At 73.8% G+C, this 16,348-nt stretch carries 12 protein-coding genes and 1 tRNA gene; 7 read left to right on the top strand and 6 right to left on the bottom strand.

Going from position 1 to position 16,348, the window contains the following annotated elements:
* On the bottom strand, window positions 1-664 hold a 664-nt coding region (gene selD / locus CCN39_RS06550), incomplete at its 3' end, for a selenide, water dikinase SelD (RefSeq protein ID WP_086839367.1).
* 54 nt (window positions 665-718) lie between these two features.
* On the opposite strand from selD, the gene CCN39_RS06545 reads away from it, so the two are divergent.
* The 4 genes from CCN39_RS06545 (at window position 719) to CCN39_RS06530 (ending at window position 6,419) form a co-directional block, all read left to right on the top strand.
* A tRNA-Sec gene (locus tag CCN39_RS06545) sits at window positions 719-813 on the top strand.
* The gene (gene selA, locus CCN39_RS06540; protein ID WP_086839365.1) at window positions 813-2,096 is read left to right on the top strand and encodes an L-seryl-tRNA(Sec) selenium transferase; all 1,284 of its coding nucleotides are present in this window, start codon (window positions 813-815) and stop codon (window positions 2,094-2,096) included. Before CCN39_RS06545 ends, selA begins: the two co-directional genes overlap by 1 nt.
* A complete protein-coding gene (locus CCN39_RS06535) occupies window positions 2,087-3,811 on the top strand; it encodes a selenocysteine-specific translation elongation factor (RefSeq protein ID WP_086839363.1) in 1,725 nt (574 codons plus the stop codon). Before selA ends, CCN39_RS06535 begins: the two co-directional genes overlap by 10 nt.
* Window positions 3,812-3,878: 67 nt before the next feature.
* On the top strand, window positions 3,879-6,419 hold the full coding sequence (locus CCN39_RS06530; RefSeq protein ID WP_086839361.1) for a P-loop NTPase fold protein: 2,541 nt from the start codon (window positions 3,879-3,881) through the stop codon (window positions 6,417-6,419).
* 110 nt (window positions 6,420-6,529) lie between these two features.
* Here the strand turns inward: CCN39_RS06530 and CCN39_RS06525 are convergent, their stop codons facing one another.
* The gene (locus CCN39_RS06525) at window positions 6,530-7,369 is read right to left on the bottom strand and encodes a helix-turn-helix transcriptional regulator (RefSeq protein WP_086839359.1); all 840 of its coding nucleotides are present in this window, start codon (window positions 7,367-7,369) and stop codon (window positions 6,530-6,532) included.
* A gap of 121 nt (window positions 7,370-7,490) precedes the next feature.
* Here CCN39_RS06525 and CCN39_RS06520 point away from each other — a divergent pair, with 121 nt between their 5' ends.
* On the top strand, window positions 7,491-8,264 hold the full coding sequence (locus CCN39_RS06520; protein WP_086839357.1) for an SDR family NAD(P)-dependent oxidoreductase: 774 nt from the start codon (window positions 7,491-7,493) through the stop codon (window positions 8,262-8,264).
* Here the strand turns inward: CCN39_RS06520 and CCN39_RS06515 are convergent.
* From CCN39_RS06515 to CCN39_RS06505, 3 genes are all read right to left on the bottom strand, one after another.
* Complete coding sequence (locus CCN39_RS06515) at window positions 8,255-9,133, bottom strand: alpha/beta fold hydrolase (protein WP_086839355.1); 879 nt, start codon at window positions 9,131-9,133, stop codon at window positions 8,255-8,257. The genes CCN39_RS06520 and CCN39_RS06515 overlap by 10 nt on opposite strands.
* A 66-nt stretch (window positions 9,134-9,199) precedes the next feature.
* Window positions 9,200-9,382 (bottom strand): CsbD family protein, encoded by a 183-nt coding sequence (locus tag CCN39_RS06510; protein WP_013226939.1) that lies wholly within the window; start codon window positions 9,380-9,382, stop codon window positions 9,200-9,202.
* An 87-nt stretch (window positions 9,383-9,469) separates the two neighbouring features.
* Window positions 9,470-10,735, bottom strand: coding sequence for a cation:proton antiporter domain-containing protein (locus CCN39_RS06505; protein ID WP_086839353.1), 1,266 nt, complete (start codon window positions 10,733-10,735; stop codon window positions 9,470-9,472).
* 132 nt (window positions 10,736-10,867) lie between these two features.
* Here CCN39_RS06505 and CCN39_RS06500 point away from each other — a divergent pair, with 132 nt between their 5' ends.
* Window positions 10,868-11,212 carry a hypothetical protein gene (locus CCN39_RS06500; RefSeq protein WP_086839352.1) on the top strand — a complete coding sequence of 115 codons (345 nt, stop codon included), beginning with the start codon at window positions 10,868-10,870 and terminating at the stop codon, window positions 11,210-11,212.
* A 40-nt stretch (window positions 11,213-11,252) separates the two neighbouring features.
* On the top strand, window positions 11,253-12,557 hold the full coding sequence (locus CCN39_RS06495) for a cytochrome P450 (protein WP_086839350.1): 1,305 nt from the start codon (window positions 11,253-11,255) through the stop codon (window positions 12,555-12,557).
* 40 nt (window positions 12,558-12,597) lie between these two features.
* Here CCN39_RS06495 and CCN39_RS06490 read toward each other — a convergent pair whose 3' ends face one another.
* Window positions 12,598-16,254 (bottom strand): family 78 glycoside hydrolase catalytic domain, encoded by a 3,657-nt coding sequence (locus tag CCN39_RS06490; RefSeq protein ID WP_086839348.1) that lies wholly within the window; start codon window positions 16,252-16,254, stop codon window positions 12,598-12,600.
* Window positions 16,255-16,348: the final 94 nt, after the last annotated feature.

Here is a 16,348-nt window from a genome sequence, read left to right as displayed (position 1 = left end):
CGCACACGGCCCCGGCGGCGAGCGCGGCCCGGGCCGCCGGCGCGTTCAGCGTCGTCATCGCCTCGATGGCCTGCGGGAACCGTTCGCCGGTGGCCTTGTGCCGCGAGTTGAGCACGCCGATGCCGAGCGGCTTGGTCAGGGTCAGCGGCACGCCCGCGCGGCCCGCGTCGTTGCGCAGCAGCCGCGAGGGATCCGCGACGCCGGTCACCGCGAGCCCGTACTTCGGCTCCGGGTCGTCGATGCTGTGCCCGCCGGCCAGGTGGCAGCCGGCCTCGGCGCAGACGTCGAGGCCGCCGCGCAGGACCTCGGCGGCCAGCTCGAACGGCAGCGTCTCCCGCGGCCAGCCGAGCAGGTTGACCGCCACCACCGGCGTGCCGCCCATGGCGTAGACGTCGGACAGCGCGTTGGCCGCGGCGATCCGGCCCCAGTCGTAGGCGTCGTCGACGACCGGGGTGAAGAAGTCCGTGGTGGCGATCAGCGCGGTGTCGCCGGAAATCCGGACGGCGGCCGCGTCGTCGCCGGTGTCGAGGCCCACGAGCAGCTCGCCCGGCGGTGAAACGGGCGCGGCGCCGGTCAGGCCGGCCACCGCCGCTTCCAGTTCGCCCGGCGGGATCTTGCACGCGCAGCCGCCGCCGTGCGCGTACTGCGTCAGTCGGTAGCCCACGCTTTCATCGTGCCCGGCGGGCGCGAACTTGGCAGGATGGCTGCCATGGTGCAGGGAGGCGTATCCGGCCTGGTGACCGGCGCGGTCTTCAAAACCGTCGAACGGCAGGTACTGCCGCTGGCGGGTTCGATTCCCGTCCGCCTCCGCCATGCCTGACCCGCGCCGCGCGATCCCGCGGACCGATGCGCTCCTGGCCGAGCCCCGGATCGCCAAGGCCGCCGGGACGCTCGGGCGTGACCTGGTGAAATCGGTGGTCAACGACGTCCAGCAGGCGGCCCGGGCGGGGGAGATCGCCCCCGGCGACGTCGTCGACACCGTGTTGACCCGGCTGCCGGCGAGCGCGTCCTCGCTGCGGCCGGTGGTCAACGCGACCGGCGTCGTCGTGCACACCAACCTCGGCCGGGCCCCGCTTTCGGCCGCCGCGCTCGACGCCCTCGCCGCGGCCGGCGGCGCCACCGACGTCGAATTCGACCTCGCGACCGGGGACCGGGCCCGGCGCGGCCGCGGCGCCCTCGCGGCGCTGCAGGCGGCCGTGCCCGACGCCGGCGCGGTGCACGTGGTCAACAACAACGCGGCCGCCCTGCTGCTCTGCGCGCTCGCCCTCGCCCCGGGCCGGGAAATCGTCGTCAGCCGGGGCGAGCTGGTCGAGATCGGCGACGGCTTCCGCATCCCGGACCTCCTGGAGTCGGCCGGCGCGCGGCTGCGCGAGGTCGGGACCACCAACCGGACGACCGCCGGGGACTATGCCGCGGCGATCGGCCCGGACACCGGGTTCGTGCTCAAGGTCCACCCGTCGAACTACCGCGTCACCGGGTTCACCGCGGAAGCGGCACTCGGCGAACTGGCCGGGCTCGGCGTGCCGCTGGTCGCCGACATCGGCTCCGGCCTGCTGGCCCCGCACCCGCTCCTGCCGGACGAACCGGACGCGGCGAGCGCGCTGCGGGCGGGTGCCACGATCGTCACGGCCAGCGGTGACAAGCTGCTCGGCGGCCCGCAGGCCGGCCTGCTGCTCGGCGCCGCGGACGTCGTCGAACGGCTGCGGCGGCACCCGGCCGCCCGCGCCCTGCGCGTCGACAAGCTGACCCTCGCCGCCCTCGAAGCGACGCTGCGCGGGCCGGCGCCGCCGGTGCGCGCCGCGCTCGAAGTGTCCGTCGCGAGCTTGCGGGAACGCGCCGAAGCGCTGGTCGAGGCCCTCGGGGACATCGACGCTGTCGTGGTCGCGTCGGTGGCGGCCGTCGGTGGCGGCGGCGCGCCCGGCGTGGAACTGCCCAGTGTCGCGGTGAGCCTGCCCGCCCGGTACGCGGCCGCGCTGCGCACGGGCGAGCCCGCGGTGGCCGGCCGGGTCGTCAAGGACCGCTGCCTGCTCGACCTGCGGACCGTGCGGCCGGACGAAGACGCGAAGCTGCGGGAAGCCGTCCGCCGATGCGGGTGATCGTCACCGCCGGGCACGTCGACCACGGCAAGTCCACGCTGGTGCGGCGGCTGACCGGGATGGAACCGGACCGGTGGGCCGAGGAACGCCGCCGCGGCCTCACCATCGACCTCGGCTTCGCCTGGACCCGGATCGGCGAGGAGGACGTCGCGTTCGTCGACGTGCCGGGCCACGAGCGGTTCGTGCCGAACATGCTCGCCGGCGCGGGGCCGGCCCCGGCGGTGCTGTTCGCCGTCGCCGCGGACGAGGGCTGGATGCCGCAGTCGGCCGAGCACCTCGCGGCGCTGGACGCGTTCGGCGTCCGCCGCGGCCTGCTGGTCGTCACCAAGGCCGACCGCGCCGACCCGGCCACGGCGACGGCCTCGGCGCTGCGGGAGATCGCCGCGACGTCGCTGGGTGCCGTCCCGAGCGTCGCCGTCAGCGGCACGACGGGCGCCGGCCTCGACCGCCTGCGCACGGCGATCGGCGAACTCACGGCCGGGCTGCCCGCCCCCGATCCGGACGCCGACGTCCGGCTGTGGATCGACCGCGCGTTCACGGTTTCCGGAGCCGGCACGGTCGTCACCGGCACCCTCGCCGCGGGCACCATCGCCGCGGGCGACGAGCTGCTGCTGGGGCCGGCCCGGGTGACGGTCCGGGCGCTGCAGGCGCTCGGCGAACCGCGTGACCGCGTCGGCGCGGTGGCCCGGGTCGCGGTGAACCTGCGCGGCACCGCGCGCGCCGACGTCCGCCGCGGCGACGTCCTGCTCGCTCCGGGCCGCTGGCGCAGCACGGCCGAGTTCGACGTCCGCCTGCGCGGCGCGGCCGCGGCGGACCTGCACCGCGAGCTGGTGCTGCACCTGGGTACGGCGGCGGTGCCGGTCCGCGTCCGTCCACTCGGGACGGACACCGCGCGGCTCACCACGGCCACCGCGCTGCCGCTGCGCACGGGGGACCGTGGCCTGGTGCGCGATCCCGGCGAGCACCGGATCGCGGCCGGGTTCGACGTCCTCGACATCGACCCGCCCGCGTTGTCCCGCCGGGGCGCGGCGCGGGCGCGCGGCCGCGCGCTGGCCGACCCCGACCTCGCCCGGACGTACTTGCGGCGCAAGGGTTTCGTGCGTGCCGGGGAGTTCGCGGCGATGGGCCTGCGGCCGACGGGGGAGCGGTTGGGCGAGTGGTGTGCGGACGCGGAGCGGCTGGCGGCGGTGCGCGAGCAGGCGGCCTCGGTGGTGGGCGAGTGGGACCGCACGGCGGCGGGCGTGCCGGCGGAGGCGTTGCGGCAGCGGCTCGGGCTGCCGGCCGCCGAGCTGGTCGTGCCGGTGCTGCGGGGCACCGGCTTCGAGGTGGCGGGCGGGCTGGTCCGCCGTCCCGGCGCCGGCCTCGCCCCGGCCGTGGAGAAGGCGCTCGAGGTGGTGGTGGAGCGGCTCGCGGAGCACCCGTTCCGGGCGCCGGAGGCGGACGAGCTGCGTGCGCTGGGCCTCGGCCGCCGAGAGCTGGCGGCGGCCGTCCGGCTCGGCCGGCTGACCGCGGTCGCCGAGGGGGTCGTGCTCGGTCCGGACGCGGAAGAGCGGGCGGTGGCGGAGTTGCGCCGGGTGTCGCAGCCGTTCACGGTCTCGGAAGCCCGCAAAGCCCTCGACAGCACGCGCCGGGTCATGATTCCGCTGCTGGAACGCCTGGACGCGGCCGGGTGGACCGAGCCCCAGGGCGATGGCACCCGCCGTACGACGGGCTAGGCTTTTCTCCTCCCGGGGACGACGGGCATACTTCCGCTGACGTGTCCGCCCCTGCACCCGGAAGACCATGAGCGTCGAGAACGAGAAGGCCCCGCCCGGGAACCCGTTTTCCCCGATAGCGGTCGCCACCCCCTTTCGCGTTCCCGAGTTCACGATCGAAACGGAACCGTTTCGCCGGATCCGTGGCTGCCTCGACGACTACCTCCGCGAATCCGCGGGTCAGGGCAACACGGTCGTCGTCGTCGGGGAGCACGGCACCGGGAAGACCCACACGGCCATGGGCCTGGTGCGGTCGGTGATCCACCCTCTCATCACCAGTGTGTACCTGGAGGCGGGGACCACGTTCCGGGAAACGTACCTGCGTCTGGTGAACCAACTGGGCATCGACTATTTCGTCGACCTGTCGGGCAAAGCCGACCGGAAACTCCGCGAATCCGTTTCGGACCTGGATTTCCTCAGTGCGCTCTCGATGCTCGGGCAAGCCGACCTCAAGACGGCGGCCTGGGACTGGCTCACCGGTCACCCGCCCGACGAGAACCTGCTCGACGAGGGAATCACCTGGGTGATCGACTCGGAAGCCGCGGCGTTGAACGCCATGGTTTCGATCGCCCAGCTGCACGGTGCCCTGCGCCGGAAACTGCTGGTCATGCTCGACGACGTGCGGGTAGTGCAGCTGAGCGAGTTCAGGTCGCTGCTCGAAGTGGTTTCCACGTCGGGGGTCATGCTCGTCCTGCTGGGAACCCCGGACTTGCTCGAGCAGCTCGGTGCGGACATCCGTCGGCGCGTCGGCCAGGTGATCGCGATGACTCCGTTCGGGGTGGAGGATGTCCGGGCGCTCATCGTGCAGGCGCAGGGGTTGTCTTCGGGACGTTATCGCCTCGAGCCGTTCACCGAAGAGGCCGTCTCGCACCTCGTGGAACTGTCCGGCGGCAACGTGCGCACCGTGATCAGGCTTTGCCGCCAGACCTTCCAGCGGGCAGCGGCGGAAGATGTGCCGGCGAACGCCGTCCTGGTCGACCAGGTCGCCCGCGACACCTTGCCGATCGAAGCGGAGCCCGAGCGGCCCGGCGTCCAGGAGAAGTCCGATGTCGACTGGACCACCGACACGCCGACGGAGATCGACCTGCTCAAACGGGATGCGCTGGCGGAAGTGCTCGCGACGCGGATCACCGAAACCCGGGAGCGGCACCCCGGCACGTCGCTGATCGTGCACGTGGACGGCGAGTGGGGCGCCGGCAAGAGCACGCTCCTGGGCCTGCTGGGACGGCGGCTCGCCGGTGAAGGCCTGCTCGTCACCCCGTTCGACGCCTGGCAGCAGTCCCGGCTGTCCCCGCCGTGGTGGGCGCTGCTCACCGCGGTCCGCAACGCGATCGTGCAGGACCGGGGCTGGTGGGCGCGGCGGAGGCTCAAGGTCAAGGAGCTGGCCGCACGGGCCCGGCGCTCCGGGGCACCGTTCGTGCTGTCGGCCATCCTGCTGCTCCTGGGCGCAGGCGGGATCGGCCTGCTCGTCCGCGCGGTCGTCGGTACCCAGCAGCCCGGTTCGGAGTGGCTGAAGGTGGCACTCTCGGCGATCGCGGCGGTCGGCGTGCTGTGGCCCGGTGTCCGGGTGGCCGGCCGGGTCCTCCTGTGGGATTCGGCCGGCGGTGCCCGGCTGTTCGAGCAAACCGGCGCGAACCCGATGGGCCGGGTCGCCGAGCACTTCGACTGGCTGCTCAGGCAGTCCGGCAAGCCGATCGTGCTGTTCATCGACGACCTCGACCGGTGCAAGCACGACTACGTGGTCGAGGTCCTCGAAGCGGTCCAGACCCTGCTCCGGGACACCCCCGGGAGGCATCGCGGCCGCAGCGGGAACTCCCGGGCGGCCTACGTCGTCGTGAGCGCCGACGGGTATTGGATCCGGCAAAGTTTCACCACGTCGTACCTGGAGTTCGACAGTGACGGGCGGCGGGCGGCGGGCGCGCTGGGCTACCAGTTCATGGACAAGCTGTTCCAGCTGACCGTGCCGATGCCCGCGCTGGGCAGCGCGGGCCGGCGCCGGTTCCTGGGACACCTCCTCGACGTCCCCGACGGCGAAGCGGAGCTGCAGAAGGCTGCCGCCGCCGTCGAAGCCAGGGCGAAGATCCAAGCCGCGGCCGGCGACGAAGGCCGGATTCTGGCGGCCCTGGACGCCGTCACCGAACCGGAGATCCGCGACGTCGTGGCCGTCGACGCGGTCCGTGCGGTGGCCGCGCCGGAGACCCAGACGAACACCGAGCACATGCTGCGGAAGTTCGCTCCGCTGATCGGCGGCAATCCCCGGGAGATCAAGCTCTTCCTCAACACCTACAGCATCCTGCGCGCGGTCCGGACGCTCGAAGGCAACACACCCGAGACGGGGCTGCTGGCGTTGTGGGCCGTCCTGCGGGTCCGCTGGCCGGCGGTCGCCGACCACCTGCACCGCCAACCGGCTTCGGTCCTCGGGATCCGGGAGCCGCAGTGGAGCCCCGATCTGTTCCCGGAGCACCTGCTCGACGTGGTCCGGAGCAAGGAGCTGCGCGCGGTCGTCGGCCACCCCGGGCACGGCCCGCTGACCGAGGACGCCATCCGCCGCTGCTGCGGAGCGGACTGAGGGGGTCGGTTCAGCACGAGTCGGCGGCATCGGCTGGAACCGCCTGGCGACGCCGCCGGTCGACGCCATCCCCTCGATCCGGGGCGTGGTCGGCAGGCCTGAACCGGCCCCTACCGCTGTTCCCCGGCGAGCGACTGCGTCCCGAGCACGCCGAGCAGCGCCAGCCGGTCGGCTGCTTCCGTGCCCGGCTCGGCCGAGTAGACCATCAGGCGCAGATCGCTGCCCGCCACGGTGAGGACGTCGCAGTCCAGGGTCAGCGGGCCGACGTCCGGGTGCTCGATCGTCTTGCGGGCCGAGTCGTGCTGTCCGACCGCACCCGATTCCCACAGCGCGGCGAACCGCGGGCTGCGCTGGCGGAGCTCGGCGACGAGCGTCCGGACGCCGGGGTCGTCGGGGTAGGTGCCGGCGGTGCGGCGCAGGTCGGCGACCAGCGCCGCCTGCAGGGTGTTCCGGGACTCGGGCGTGTCGCGCACCCGGACGTTGCGGCTCAGGAAGCTGCGCCGGACGCCGTTGAGGTCGCTGCCGTGCCATTCACCCATGAGGGCCGTGTAGAGCGGGTTGGCCAGGAGCTGGTTCCACGCCGCGTCGAAGACGGCGACGGGGGTGCCGGCCAGCCGGTCCAGCATGCGGTGGACGCCGGGGGTGATGTGCCGCGGGACCGTGCCGGGGCCCGGGGGCGCGAGGCCGGCCAGGCGGAACAGGTGCGTCCGTTCGTCGCGGGTGAGGCGCAGGGCCCGGGCCAGCGCCTCGACCACCTGCGCCGACGGGCTGGTGGCGCGGCCCTGCTCGAGCCGGATGACGTAGTCCGCGGAGATGCCGGCCAGCTGGGCCAGTTCCTCGCGGCGCAACCCGGCGGCGCGGCGGCGGCCGCCGCCGGGCAGGCCGGCGGCCTGGGGCGGGACGCGGTCGCGCCAGTGGCGCAGGGCCGTGCCGAGTCCGGTGTTCGCCATGCCGTCGATTGTGCAAGCCGGACGGCCGGTTGTCCTGGTACTGCCGGTCCCAGGAAAACGGGTCACTTCCCGCCCCGGCGCCGCGGGCCGATCGTGGTGACGACGGAAAGGACCGCATCCCATGAACCAGCTCGCCCTCGTCACCGGCGCCACCTCCGGCATCGGCCGGGCCTTCGCCGAACGCCTCGCCGCCGACGGCTACGACCTGATCGTCACCGGCCGCCGCGAGGACCGCCTCGCCGAGTTCGCCGCCGCCCACCCGGACGTCGAGGTCCGGACGGTGCCCGCCGACCTGTCCACCGACGACGGCGTCGGGACGGTCGCCGCGCTCTGCGCCGCCGAGCCGCTGACCATGCTGGTCAACAACGCCGGCGTCGCCCACTACATGCCGCTGGCGCAGCTGCCCGCCGACAAGGCCGGCGAGCTCGTCCACGTCAAGGTCGCCGCGCCCACCATGCTCGCCCGCGCCGCCGTCGGGGGCATGCAGGAACGCGGTGCGGGGAAGATCGTCAACGTGGCCGGGATGATCGCGTTCAGCGGTCCCGCCGACGCCTCCGTCATGCCCCGCCGCGCCGTCTACGCCGGTTCGCTGGCCTACCTGGTCGCGCTGTCCCAGACCCTGAACGCCGAACTCGAGGGCACCGGCGTGCGGGTGCAGGTCCTGTGCCCGGGGGTCGTCGCGACGGAGTTCCACGAGCGGCAGGGCCTCGACCTGAGCGCGGTGCCGCGGATGTCCGCCGCCGACGTGGTCACGGCGTCCCTGCGCGGCTTCGACCTCGGTGAAGTCGTCACCGCCCCGGGGGTCGAGGACGCCGGCCTGCTCGACGCCGTCTTCCGCGCCGACCTCGCGGCCTTCGGCGGGCAGAGCCCGCAGCTCGCCTCCCGCTACCGCTGAATCCCGCCGAAGAACTCGCCGAGTGCGGCCGCGAGGGCCTCGGGATTCTCCTCGGCGACGTGGTGCCCGGATTCGATGGCGTGCCCCCGTAGGTCGGTGGCCCACGGCCGCCACACGGCCAGGACGTCGCCGTAGAGGTCTGCCAGGTCGTCGTCGCTGGACCAGAGCACCAAGGTGGGGCAGGTGATCCGCCGCCCGGCGGCGCGGTCGGCGTCGTCGTGGGCGCGGTCGACGCCCAGGCCCGCGCGGTAGTCCTCGAGCATCGCGGTGACCGTCGCGGGGTCGTGGATCGCGCGGTGGAAGTCGGCGAAGTTCTCCTCGCCGAGGCGTTCGGGGGTGTTCCTCGTGCCGACGTCGTACCAGGCGTCCGGGTCGGCGGTGATCACCCGCTCGGGTTTTTCCGGCTGGGCGAAGAAGAACCAGTGGTACCACTCGCGCGCGAACCGCGCGTCGCAGCGGTCCAGGGCCTCGGCGATCGGGACGGCGTCGAGGATCGCCGCGCCGCGGACCACGTCCGGGTGATCGAGCGCCAGGCGCGTCGCCACGTAGGCGCCGCGATCGTGGCCCGCCACGAAGAAGTCTTCGTGCCCGAGGTGCCGCATCAGCGCGACGCAGTCCGCCGCCATGACGCGTTTGCTGTAGGGCGTGTGCTGTTCGTCGGTCGGCGGCTTGGCCGACTCGCCGTAGCCGCGGGTGTCCGGGCACACGACGGTGAACCGCTCGGCGAGCCGCGGGGCGACGCAGTACCAGGTCGTGTGCGTCCGCGGATGCCCGTGCAGCAGCAGGATCGGCGGCCCGGAGCCGCCGTGACGCACCCGCAGCGTCACGTCACCGACGTCGACGCGATCCAGTGTGAAGCCCTCGAACACCGGCGGCCCCCAGGCATGAGCGCGCTGCCGCACCCCGGAATCCGGGGTGCGGCAGCGGCGAACAGGTCACTTCTTGTCCGTAACGCCCTTCACGGCGTCCTTGATCTTCTCGCCGGCCTGCTTGAGCGAGCCCTTGGCCTGCTCGGACTTGCCCTCGGCCTGCCACTGCTCGTTGTCGGTGGCGTCGCCGACGGCTTCCTTGGCCCGGCCCTTGAGCTCTTCGCCCTTGTTTTCCAGCTTGTCGTTCATCAGGGTGCACCTTCCGTCATGGCGACATTTCCGGATCGGCCAGTCGCCAAAAGGGCCTTGCCTCCGGGTTACCCACTGGTTCGGGCGCTACACATCGGCCGGCAGGTGGCCGCCGGTCCGCTCGATCCGCTGGATCGCCGGCTCCGCGAGGACGCCGTGCACGATCACCGACACCGCGACGGCGAGTGCGCCGACCCGCCACAGCACGTCCTGCTGCGGCACCGGAAGCCGGTTGAGCGCGTAGGCCAGGTAGTAGAGCGTGCCGATGCCGCGGACGCCGAAGAACGCGATCGCCGCGGTGGCCGGCCGTCCCGGCGAAGGCGCGCCGAGCAGCGACAGCCAGCCCACCAGCGGCCGGACCACCAGCACCGCGACGACGGCGATCACCACTTCGAGGGGCTGGAGCCCGCGCAGCAGGCCGTCGCCGATGGCGAGGCCCAGTCCCAGCAGGGCGAGCGGGACGAACAGCCGTTCCAGCTGGTGGCCGAAGGCGTGCAGGACGCCGTGGTAGTCGTGCTCGCGCTCCTGCGTCCGCACCGCGACCGCCGCGACGAACACGGCAACGAACCCGTTGCCGTGAGCGGCTTCCGCGAGCGCGTAGGGCACGAACGCCAGCGCGAGCAGGACGAGCCCGTCGGCGTACTCGGCCAGCCGCAGCCGGTCCGAAGACGTCCGGAAGATCGCCCAGCCGAGCACCCGCCCGGTGACCAGGCCGGCCACCACCCCGATGACCAGGGGCAGCAGCAGGTCCACCAGAACCCAGGACAGATCCATCCGCGGCTGCCCGCTCGCCAGTGCCAGGCCGAGCAGGACGAACGGCATGGTCAGGCCGTCGTTCAGCCCGGCTTCGGTCGTCAGCGTGAAGCGGATTTCGTTGTTCCGGGCCAGGTCCGGCTCGACGTCGGGGTGCGGGACGCCGATGTCGCCCGCCAGCACCGGGTCGGTCGGCGCCAGCGCCGCGGCCAGCAGCAGCGCGACGCCGGGAGCGAGCGCCAGCCACCAGTGGCCGAGCAGGGCGATCGCGAGGATCGACACCGGCATGGTGAGGGCGAGCAGCCGCCACGTCGACCCCCAGCGGCGCAGGCCGAACGGCCGGTCGACCGACAGCCCGGCCCCGGCGAGCGCGACCAGGATGCCCAGCTGGGCGAAGGACTCGACGCCGTGCAGGTGGGCGGCCGGGTCGCTCCAGCCGTTGCCGTAGGGGGCGGGCAGCGGCAGCAGCCCGAGCACGGTGCCGGCGACGAGCATCACCAGCGGCACCGAGAACGGCCGGTCGGCGACCAGCTTCGGCACGATCGCCGCGGCGAGCGCCAGCAGGCCGGCCACTCCGAACAGCACGGTCAACGACGACAAAGGTTCCTCCTGCTCGTCCGGCCCCGCGCCACTGCGATCGGCCGGGTACCCGGCAGCCGGGTAGCGTGGCAGGAAGAGGCGCGCCGCGACCCGGATTCCCGGCGTGCGAGCGGCGAAACCGAGGAGGCCGCGGTGACGGCGACGAACGGGGCGGGCGGGCCCTGCCGGTTCTGCGGCAGGCGGCGCGACCCCCGGGTGCCCGGCCGGAACGGGCCGATCTGCGTGGACTGCGTCCGCGCCGGCCTGCGGGTGGCGCGCGACGGCGCGGACCGCGAGAGCGGCGCGGGTGACGTGCTGGCGGCGGTGACGTCCCCGCTCGCCGCGGTCTGCGACTTCTGCGGGCGCCGGGAGCGCCGGACGTTCCTCGGGCTCCGGCGGCCGCTGCTGCGCGTGGACTGCGCGGCGCGGGACGCGGTGATCTGCGTGGACTGCCTGGACCACGCCGGTGACGTGCTGAACGTCGCCCTGCGCGGCTGAGAAGCGTTTCCGCGGCGGCGGCCGCGGGTAGCCGGGCACCATGACGTCCACTCGGGAACACCGCACGCACCCGGAGACCGCTTCGGTGGCCGAAACCCTGCGAGTTGCCCTCGAAGTGGCCCTGCCGACGCTGGCCGGCGGGGTGATCAAACGCCGTCCCGCGGCGATGGCGGTGGCCGGCAAACTGCAGTTCGACCGCCCGGCCGTGCGGTTGCTGCGCCGGCTGCACGACCGCCACTACGGGCACCCGCTGAAGCTGCGCCTGCCCGCCCGATCCGTCGCGCTGGCCCTGTCCGGCGCGGACGTGAAGCGGCTGCTGGCCGGCGCGCCGACGCCGTTCAGTCCGTCCACAATGGAGAAACGCGCCGCGCTGGGCCACTTCCAGCCGCACGGCGTCCTGATCTCCGACGCGGCCGACCGGCCGGCCCGGCGGCGCTTCACCGAGGCCGTGCTCGAACCCGGCCGTCCGCTGCACGAGCTCGCGACGCCGTTCGCCCGCGCCATCGCCGAAGAGGTGGCTCTCCTGCCGACGTCCGAGACGCTCGATTGGGACACCTTCAACGTCGCCTGGTGGCGGCTGGTCCGCCGGATCGTGCTCGGCGCGGGCGCCCGTGACGACGCGACCCTGACCGACCAGCTCGAACGCCTGCGGCTCGACGCGAACTGGGCGTACCTGCACCCGCGACGCAATCAGCTGCGCGAACAGTTCCGCGAGCGGCTCGTCGCCCACCTCGGCCGCGCCGAGCCCGGGAGCCTGGCCGCGCTGATCGCGGAGACGGGCGAGGACACCGCCCCCGACCAGGTGGCGCACTGGCTGTTCGCCTTCGACGCGGCCGGGATGGTGACCTACCGGACCCTGGCGCTGCTGGCGAGCCACCCGGCGGCCCTGGACCGCGCCCGCACGGAGCTCGAGGGGCTCGACCTCGCGGAGCCGAACCAGCTGAGCTACCTGCGCGCGTGCGTGCTGGACGCGGTCCGGCTGTGGCCGACCACCCCGATGATCCTGCGCGAGACGACGGAGGAGACGACCTGGGGCCCGGCGGGGACGACGGTGCTGATCTTCACGCCGTTCTTCCACCGGGACCCGGACCTGCCCTACGCCGACCGGTTCGACCCGGACCTCTGGCTCGACGGCCGCGCGGCGGAAAACCCGGCCCTGGTCCCGTTCAGCGCGGGCCCGGCGATCTGCCCGGGGCGTGACCTGGTCCAGTTCTGCGCGAGCACGGTGCTGGCGAACCTGGTGCGCGACCACCGCTACGAGCAGGCGTCGGGGACGGTGCTGTCCCCGGACCGCCCGCTGCCGGCCACCCTCGACAACTTCCACCTCAAGCTCAAGCCGGTCTGAGCCGGTGCCGCCGCGCTCGGCGGCGGCACCGGCCCACCGGTCACACCGGAGCCGTGAAGACGTACGAACCCGCAGGCAGGAAGTACGTCCCCGGCGCCGAAGGCACCGCCTCGGGCGGGGCGGTGACGCCCGACGGCCGGGACGTCGGCACCACCACCGTCGCCGAGGAACCGGCCGGGACCGTCACCCGCAGCGTCAGCTTCCCGCCCGCGATCGACCAATCGCTGACCGCGCCGCCGTAGGGCGTCTCGTACGCCGACTTCGCCGACGTCAGGCCGCCGCCCGGCTGGGGTGCGATGCGCAGCGACGCGTACCCGGGGGACGCCGAGGCCAAGCCACCCACCGAGCGGTACAGGAAGTCGCCCACCGAGCCGAGGCCGTAGTGGTTGAACGAGTTCATCCCGGGGTCGTTGAACGAGCCGTCCGGCTTGATGCCGTCCCAGCGCTCCCAGATCGTCGTCGCGCCGTGGCCGATCATGTAGCCCCAGCCCGGGAAGTCCGGTTGCAGCAGCACCCGGTAGGCGACGTCGGCGTGGCCGTGCGCGGCCAGCACCGGCAGCAGGTTCTCCACGCCGAGGAAGCCGACACTCAGGTGGCCGCCGGCCGCGGCGACGCGGGCCGCCAGCTTGTCCGCCGCCGGCTGGACCAGCGGAGCCGGGAGCAGCCCGAACGCCAAGGCCAGGACGTACCCCGTCTGGGAGTTCGAGCCGATCGTGCCGTCGGCGGCCACGAACCGCCGCGTGAACGCCGTCGCGACCTGGTCCGCGAGCGTCCCGTACTGCGCCGCCTCGGCACCGTGCCCGGTGGCCGCCGCCATCCGCGACACCAGCCGTGACGACCACGCGAAGAACGCCGTCGAGATCAGGTCCTGGGCCGTGCCGTCGTTGACGTTGAGCCAGTCCCCGTACGTCTGGTGGTCGCGGATCAGGTCCGCGCCGGAGGTCGAGCGCAGGTACTCGACCCACCGGACCATCGCGGCGAAGTGCTCGTCGATGACGCCGGTGTCGCCGTAGCGCTGCCACAGCGTGTACGGCACGATGACGCCCGCGTCGCCCCAGCCCGCCGTGCCCGAACCGCCCAGCACGCCCGGGGCCACGTCGGTGAAGGACCCGTCGTCGTGCTGCGCGTCGACCAGGTCGTCACTGAACTTGCCGAGGAAGTTCGCCACGTCGAGGTTGAACGTCGACGTGCCAGCGAAGATCCCGATGTCGCCGGTCCAGCCCAGCCGCTCGTCGCGCTGCGGGCAGTCGCTGGGCACCGACAGCATGTTGGCGCGTTCGCCCCACAGGATGTTGTGCTGCAGCTGGTTCACCAGCGCGTCGGACGTCGTGAACGTCCCGGGCTGCGCGCCGGAGGTCCACATCGCCCGGCCGGTCACCGTGGCGGCGGTCGGGGCCGAGGGCAGGCCGGTCAGCTCGACGTACCGGTAGCCGTGCACGGTGAACCGTGGCTCGTAGGTCTCGGGACCGCCGGTGCCCGCCAGGGTGAACCGGTCGGTGGCCTGGGCCGCGCGGAGGTTGGTGGTGTAGAGGGTCCCGTCGGGGTTGAGCACCTCCGCGTGCCGCACGGTGACCGTGGTGCCGGCCGGGCCGGTCACCGTGAGCCGGTTCCAGCCGGTGAAGTTCTGGCCGAGGTCGGCGACCCACACCCCGGGTTTCGGCTGGGTCCAGGCGACGGGCTTGAACTCCTGCTGCACCGTGACGCCGTTGTCCACCTGGGACACCAGGTTCGGCTTGGCGTCGCCGCGCACGCGGGGCGCCGCCCAGCCGCGGTCGTCGAAGCCGGGCCGGTCCCACCCGGCCGCCGCGAGCCGCGCGTCGTAGGTTTCGCCCTGGTAGAGGTCGTCGGCGCGGATCGGGCCGTCGGCGGTCTTCCAGGTGCCGTCGGTCGCGATCGTGGTGCTCGTGCCGTCGGTGAACGTCAGCCGCAGCTGGGCGGAGTACCACGGTTCGGTCCCGTACTTCTGGCTGCCGGCGATGCCGACGCTGCCGGAGTACCAGCCGTTGCCCACCAGTGCGCCCAGCACGTTCTCCCCGGGGCGGACCTGCCCGGTGACGTCGGAAACCCGGTACTGCAGGCGTTTCGCGTAGTCGGTCCAGCCGGGCGCGAGGACCTCCGAGCCCACCTTGGCGCCGTTGAGGTGCGTCTCCTGCAGCCCGAGCGCGGTCGTCAGCAGCCGCGCGCTCGCGACCGGCTTGGTGACGGTGAAGCTCTTGCGCAGCAGGGGAGCGGGCGCGCTCACGGCGACGTTCGCGCCCCACGGCCCGGTGCCGTAGGCGGTCAACGCCCGCGCCGCGGGCCAGGAGCTGTCGTCGAAGGCGCGTTGCTGCCAGCCGTCCGGGCCGCTCCGGCTCGCCTTCCACGTCCCGTCGGTGACCACCTGCGGTCCACCTTGGACGGTCAGTTTCGCGATCGCGCCGGCCGGGCTCTGCGTGGTGTTCTCCGTGCTGATCGCGATGGTGTTCGCCCCGGCGGTCAGCAGGCGGCCGACCTCGACGACCGCGGCCGTCTTCCACGAGTCGGCCACCCGCGGCGAGTCACTGACGCGGGTGCCGTTGACCCACACGGTCGCGGTGTCGTCCCCGGTCACCACCACCGTGGCCTTCGCGGGGGCCGCGGCCAGGTCCAGGGTCTTGCGGAAGAAGCGGGTCGACGGCGGCACCCCGCCGACCGGATCGCCTTCGGGGTACCAGATCCAGTTCGCGCCGGCGAGGTCCGGTCCGGCCGTGGCGCGGCCGAGGAAGGCGCCGGTCCACTCGGCCGCCGGGGTCCGGAGCGCGGTTTCGAACCGCTGCACCGGGCTCCAGCCGGACGCGCGGCCCTGGCCGTCCCAGACGCGGACGCGCCAGGTGTAGGCGGTCAGCGAGGCGAGCGCCGGGCCGCCGTAGGCGATGTCGGCCTGCCGCGCCGAGGCGACGCGGCCGCTGTCCCAGAGGTCTTTTCCGTCGGCGGACACGACGAGCTGGTACGCCGACTGCCGCTGCTGCGGCGCCGCCGACGTCAGCTTCCAGCCGAACCGGGGCTGCGCCGGGTCGACGCCGAGCGGGTTCACGCGGTTCGCGACGGTGGCGCTCGCGACCGAAAGCGGGGCCGCCGCGGCGGGGTTCGGCGTGGTGACGCCGGTGCCCCACGGCCCGGTGCCGTAGCCGCCGAGGTCCGCGGCCGCCGGCCAGGTCCCGTCCGCGAAGCCGGGCTGTTCCCAGCCCTCCGGCACCGTCGTCGCGCTCTTCCAGCCGGCCCCGGTGGTGAGGTCGGTGCTGCCCGCCGCGGTCGTGACCCGCAGCCGCCCGAGCAGGCCGGCCGGACCGGCCGAGTTGCGGACGGCGACCGCGAGGGTGTTGCCGCCGGGGACGAGTGCGGGCCGCAGGTCCACCGGCAGCGCCGTGCGCCACGAATCCCCGGTGCGGGCCGAGGAGGCGAGCGGGGTGCCGTTGAGCCAGACGTCGGCGGTGTCGTCGCCGGTGAGCAGGAGCCGGGCGTCGGTGACCGCGCCGGCGGGGACGGCGAACGTCGTGCGGAAGTACCGGGTCCCGGCCGGCGCGGCGACCCGGGCGTCGCCCTCCGGGTACCAGATCCAGTGCGCGCCGGACAGTCCGATCGGCGGCGCGGCGCCGGCCGGGGGAACCGAGGCGGCCGACAGGGCCAGGATCGCGGCGAGCGTGGTGGTGGCGGCGCGCCAGAGCTTCGAGGGCAGCATGCAGGCTCCCTTGCGGCGGGGACGGGCGCCGGGTTAGAACGTTTCAACCCGGGGGTGCCTGGTGACTGTAATCAGAAGCTCACGCAGGGGCAAT

This window comes from Amycolatopsis kentuckyensis (assembly GCF_002155975.1).
Classification (GTDB): Bacteria; Actinomycetota; Actinomycetes; order Mycobacteriales; family Pseudonocardiaceae; genus Amycolatopsis; species Amycolatopsis kentuckyensis.
Note: the sequence above shows the minus strand (reverse complement) of the source record. Positions and strands in the feature narration are given on the sequence as shown.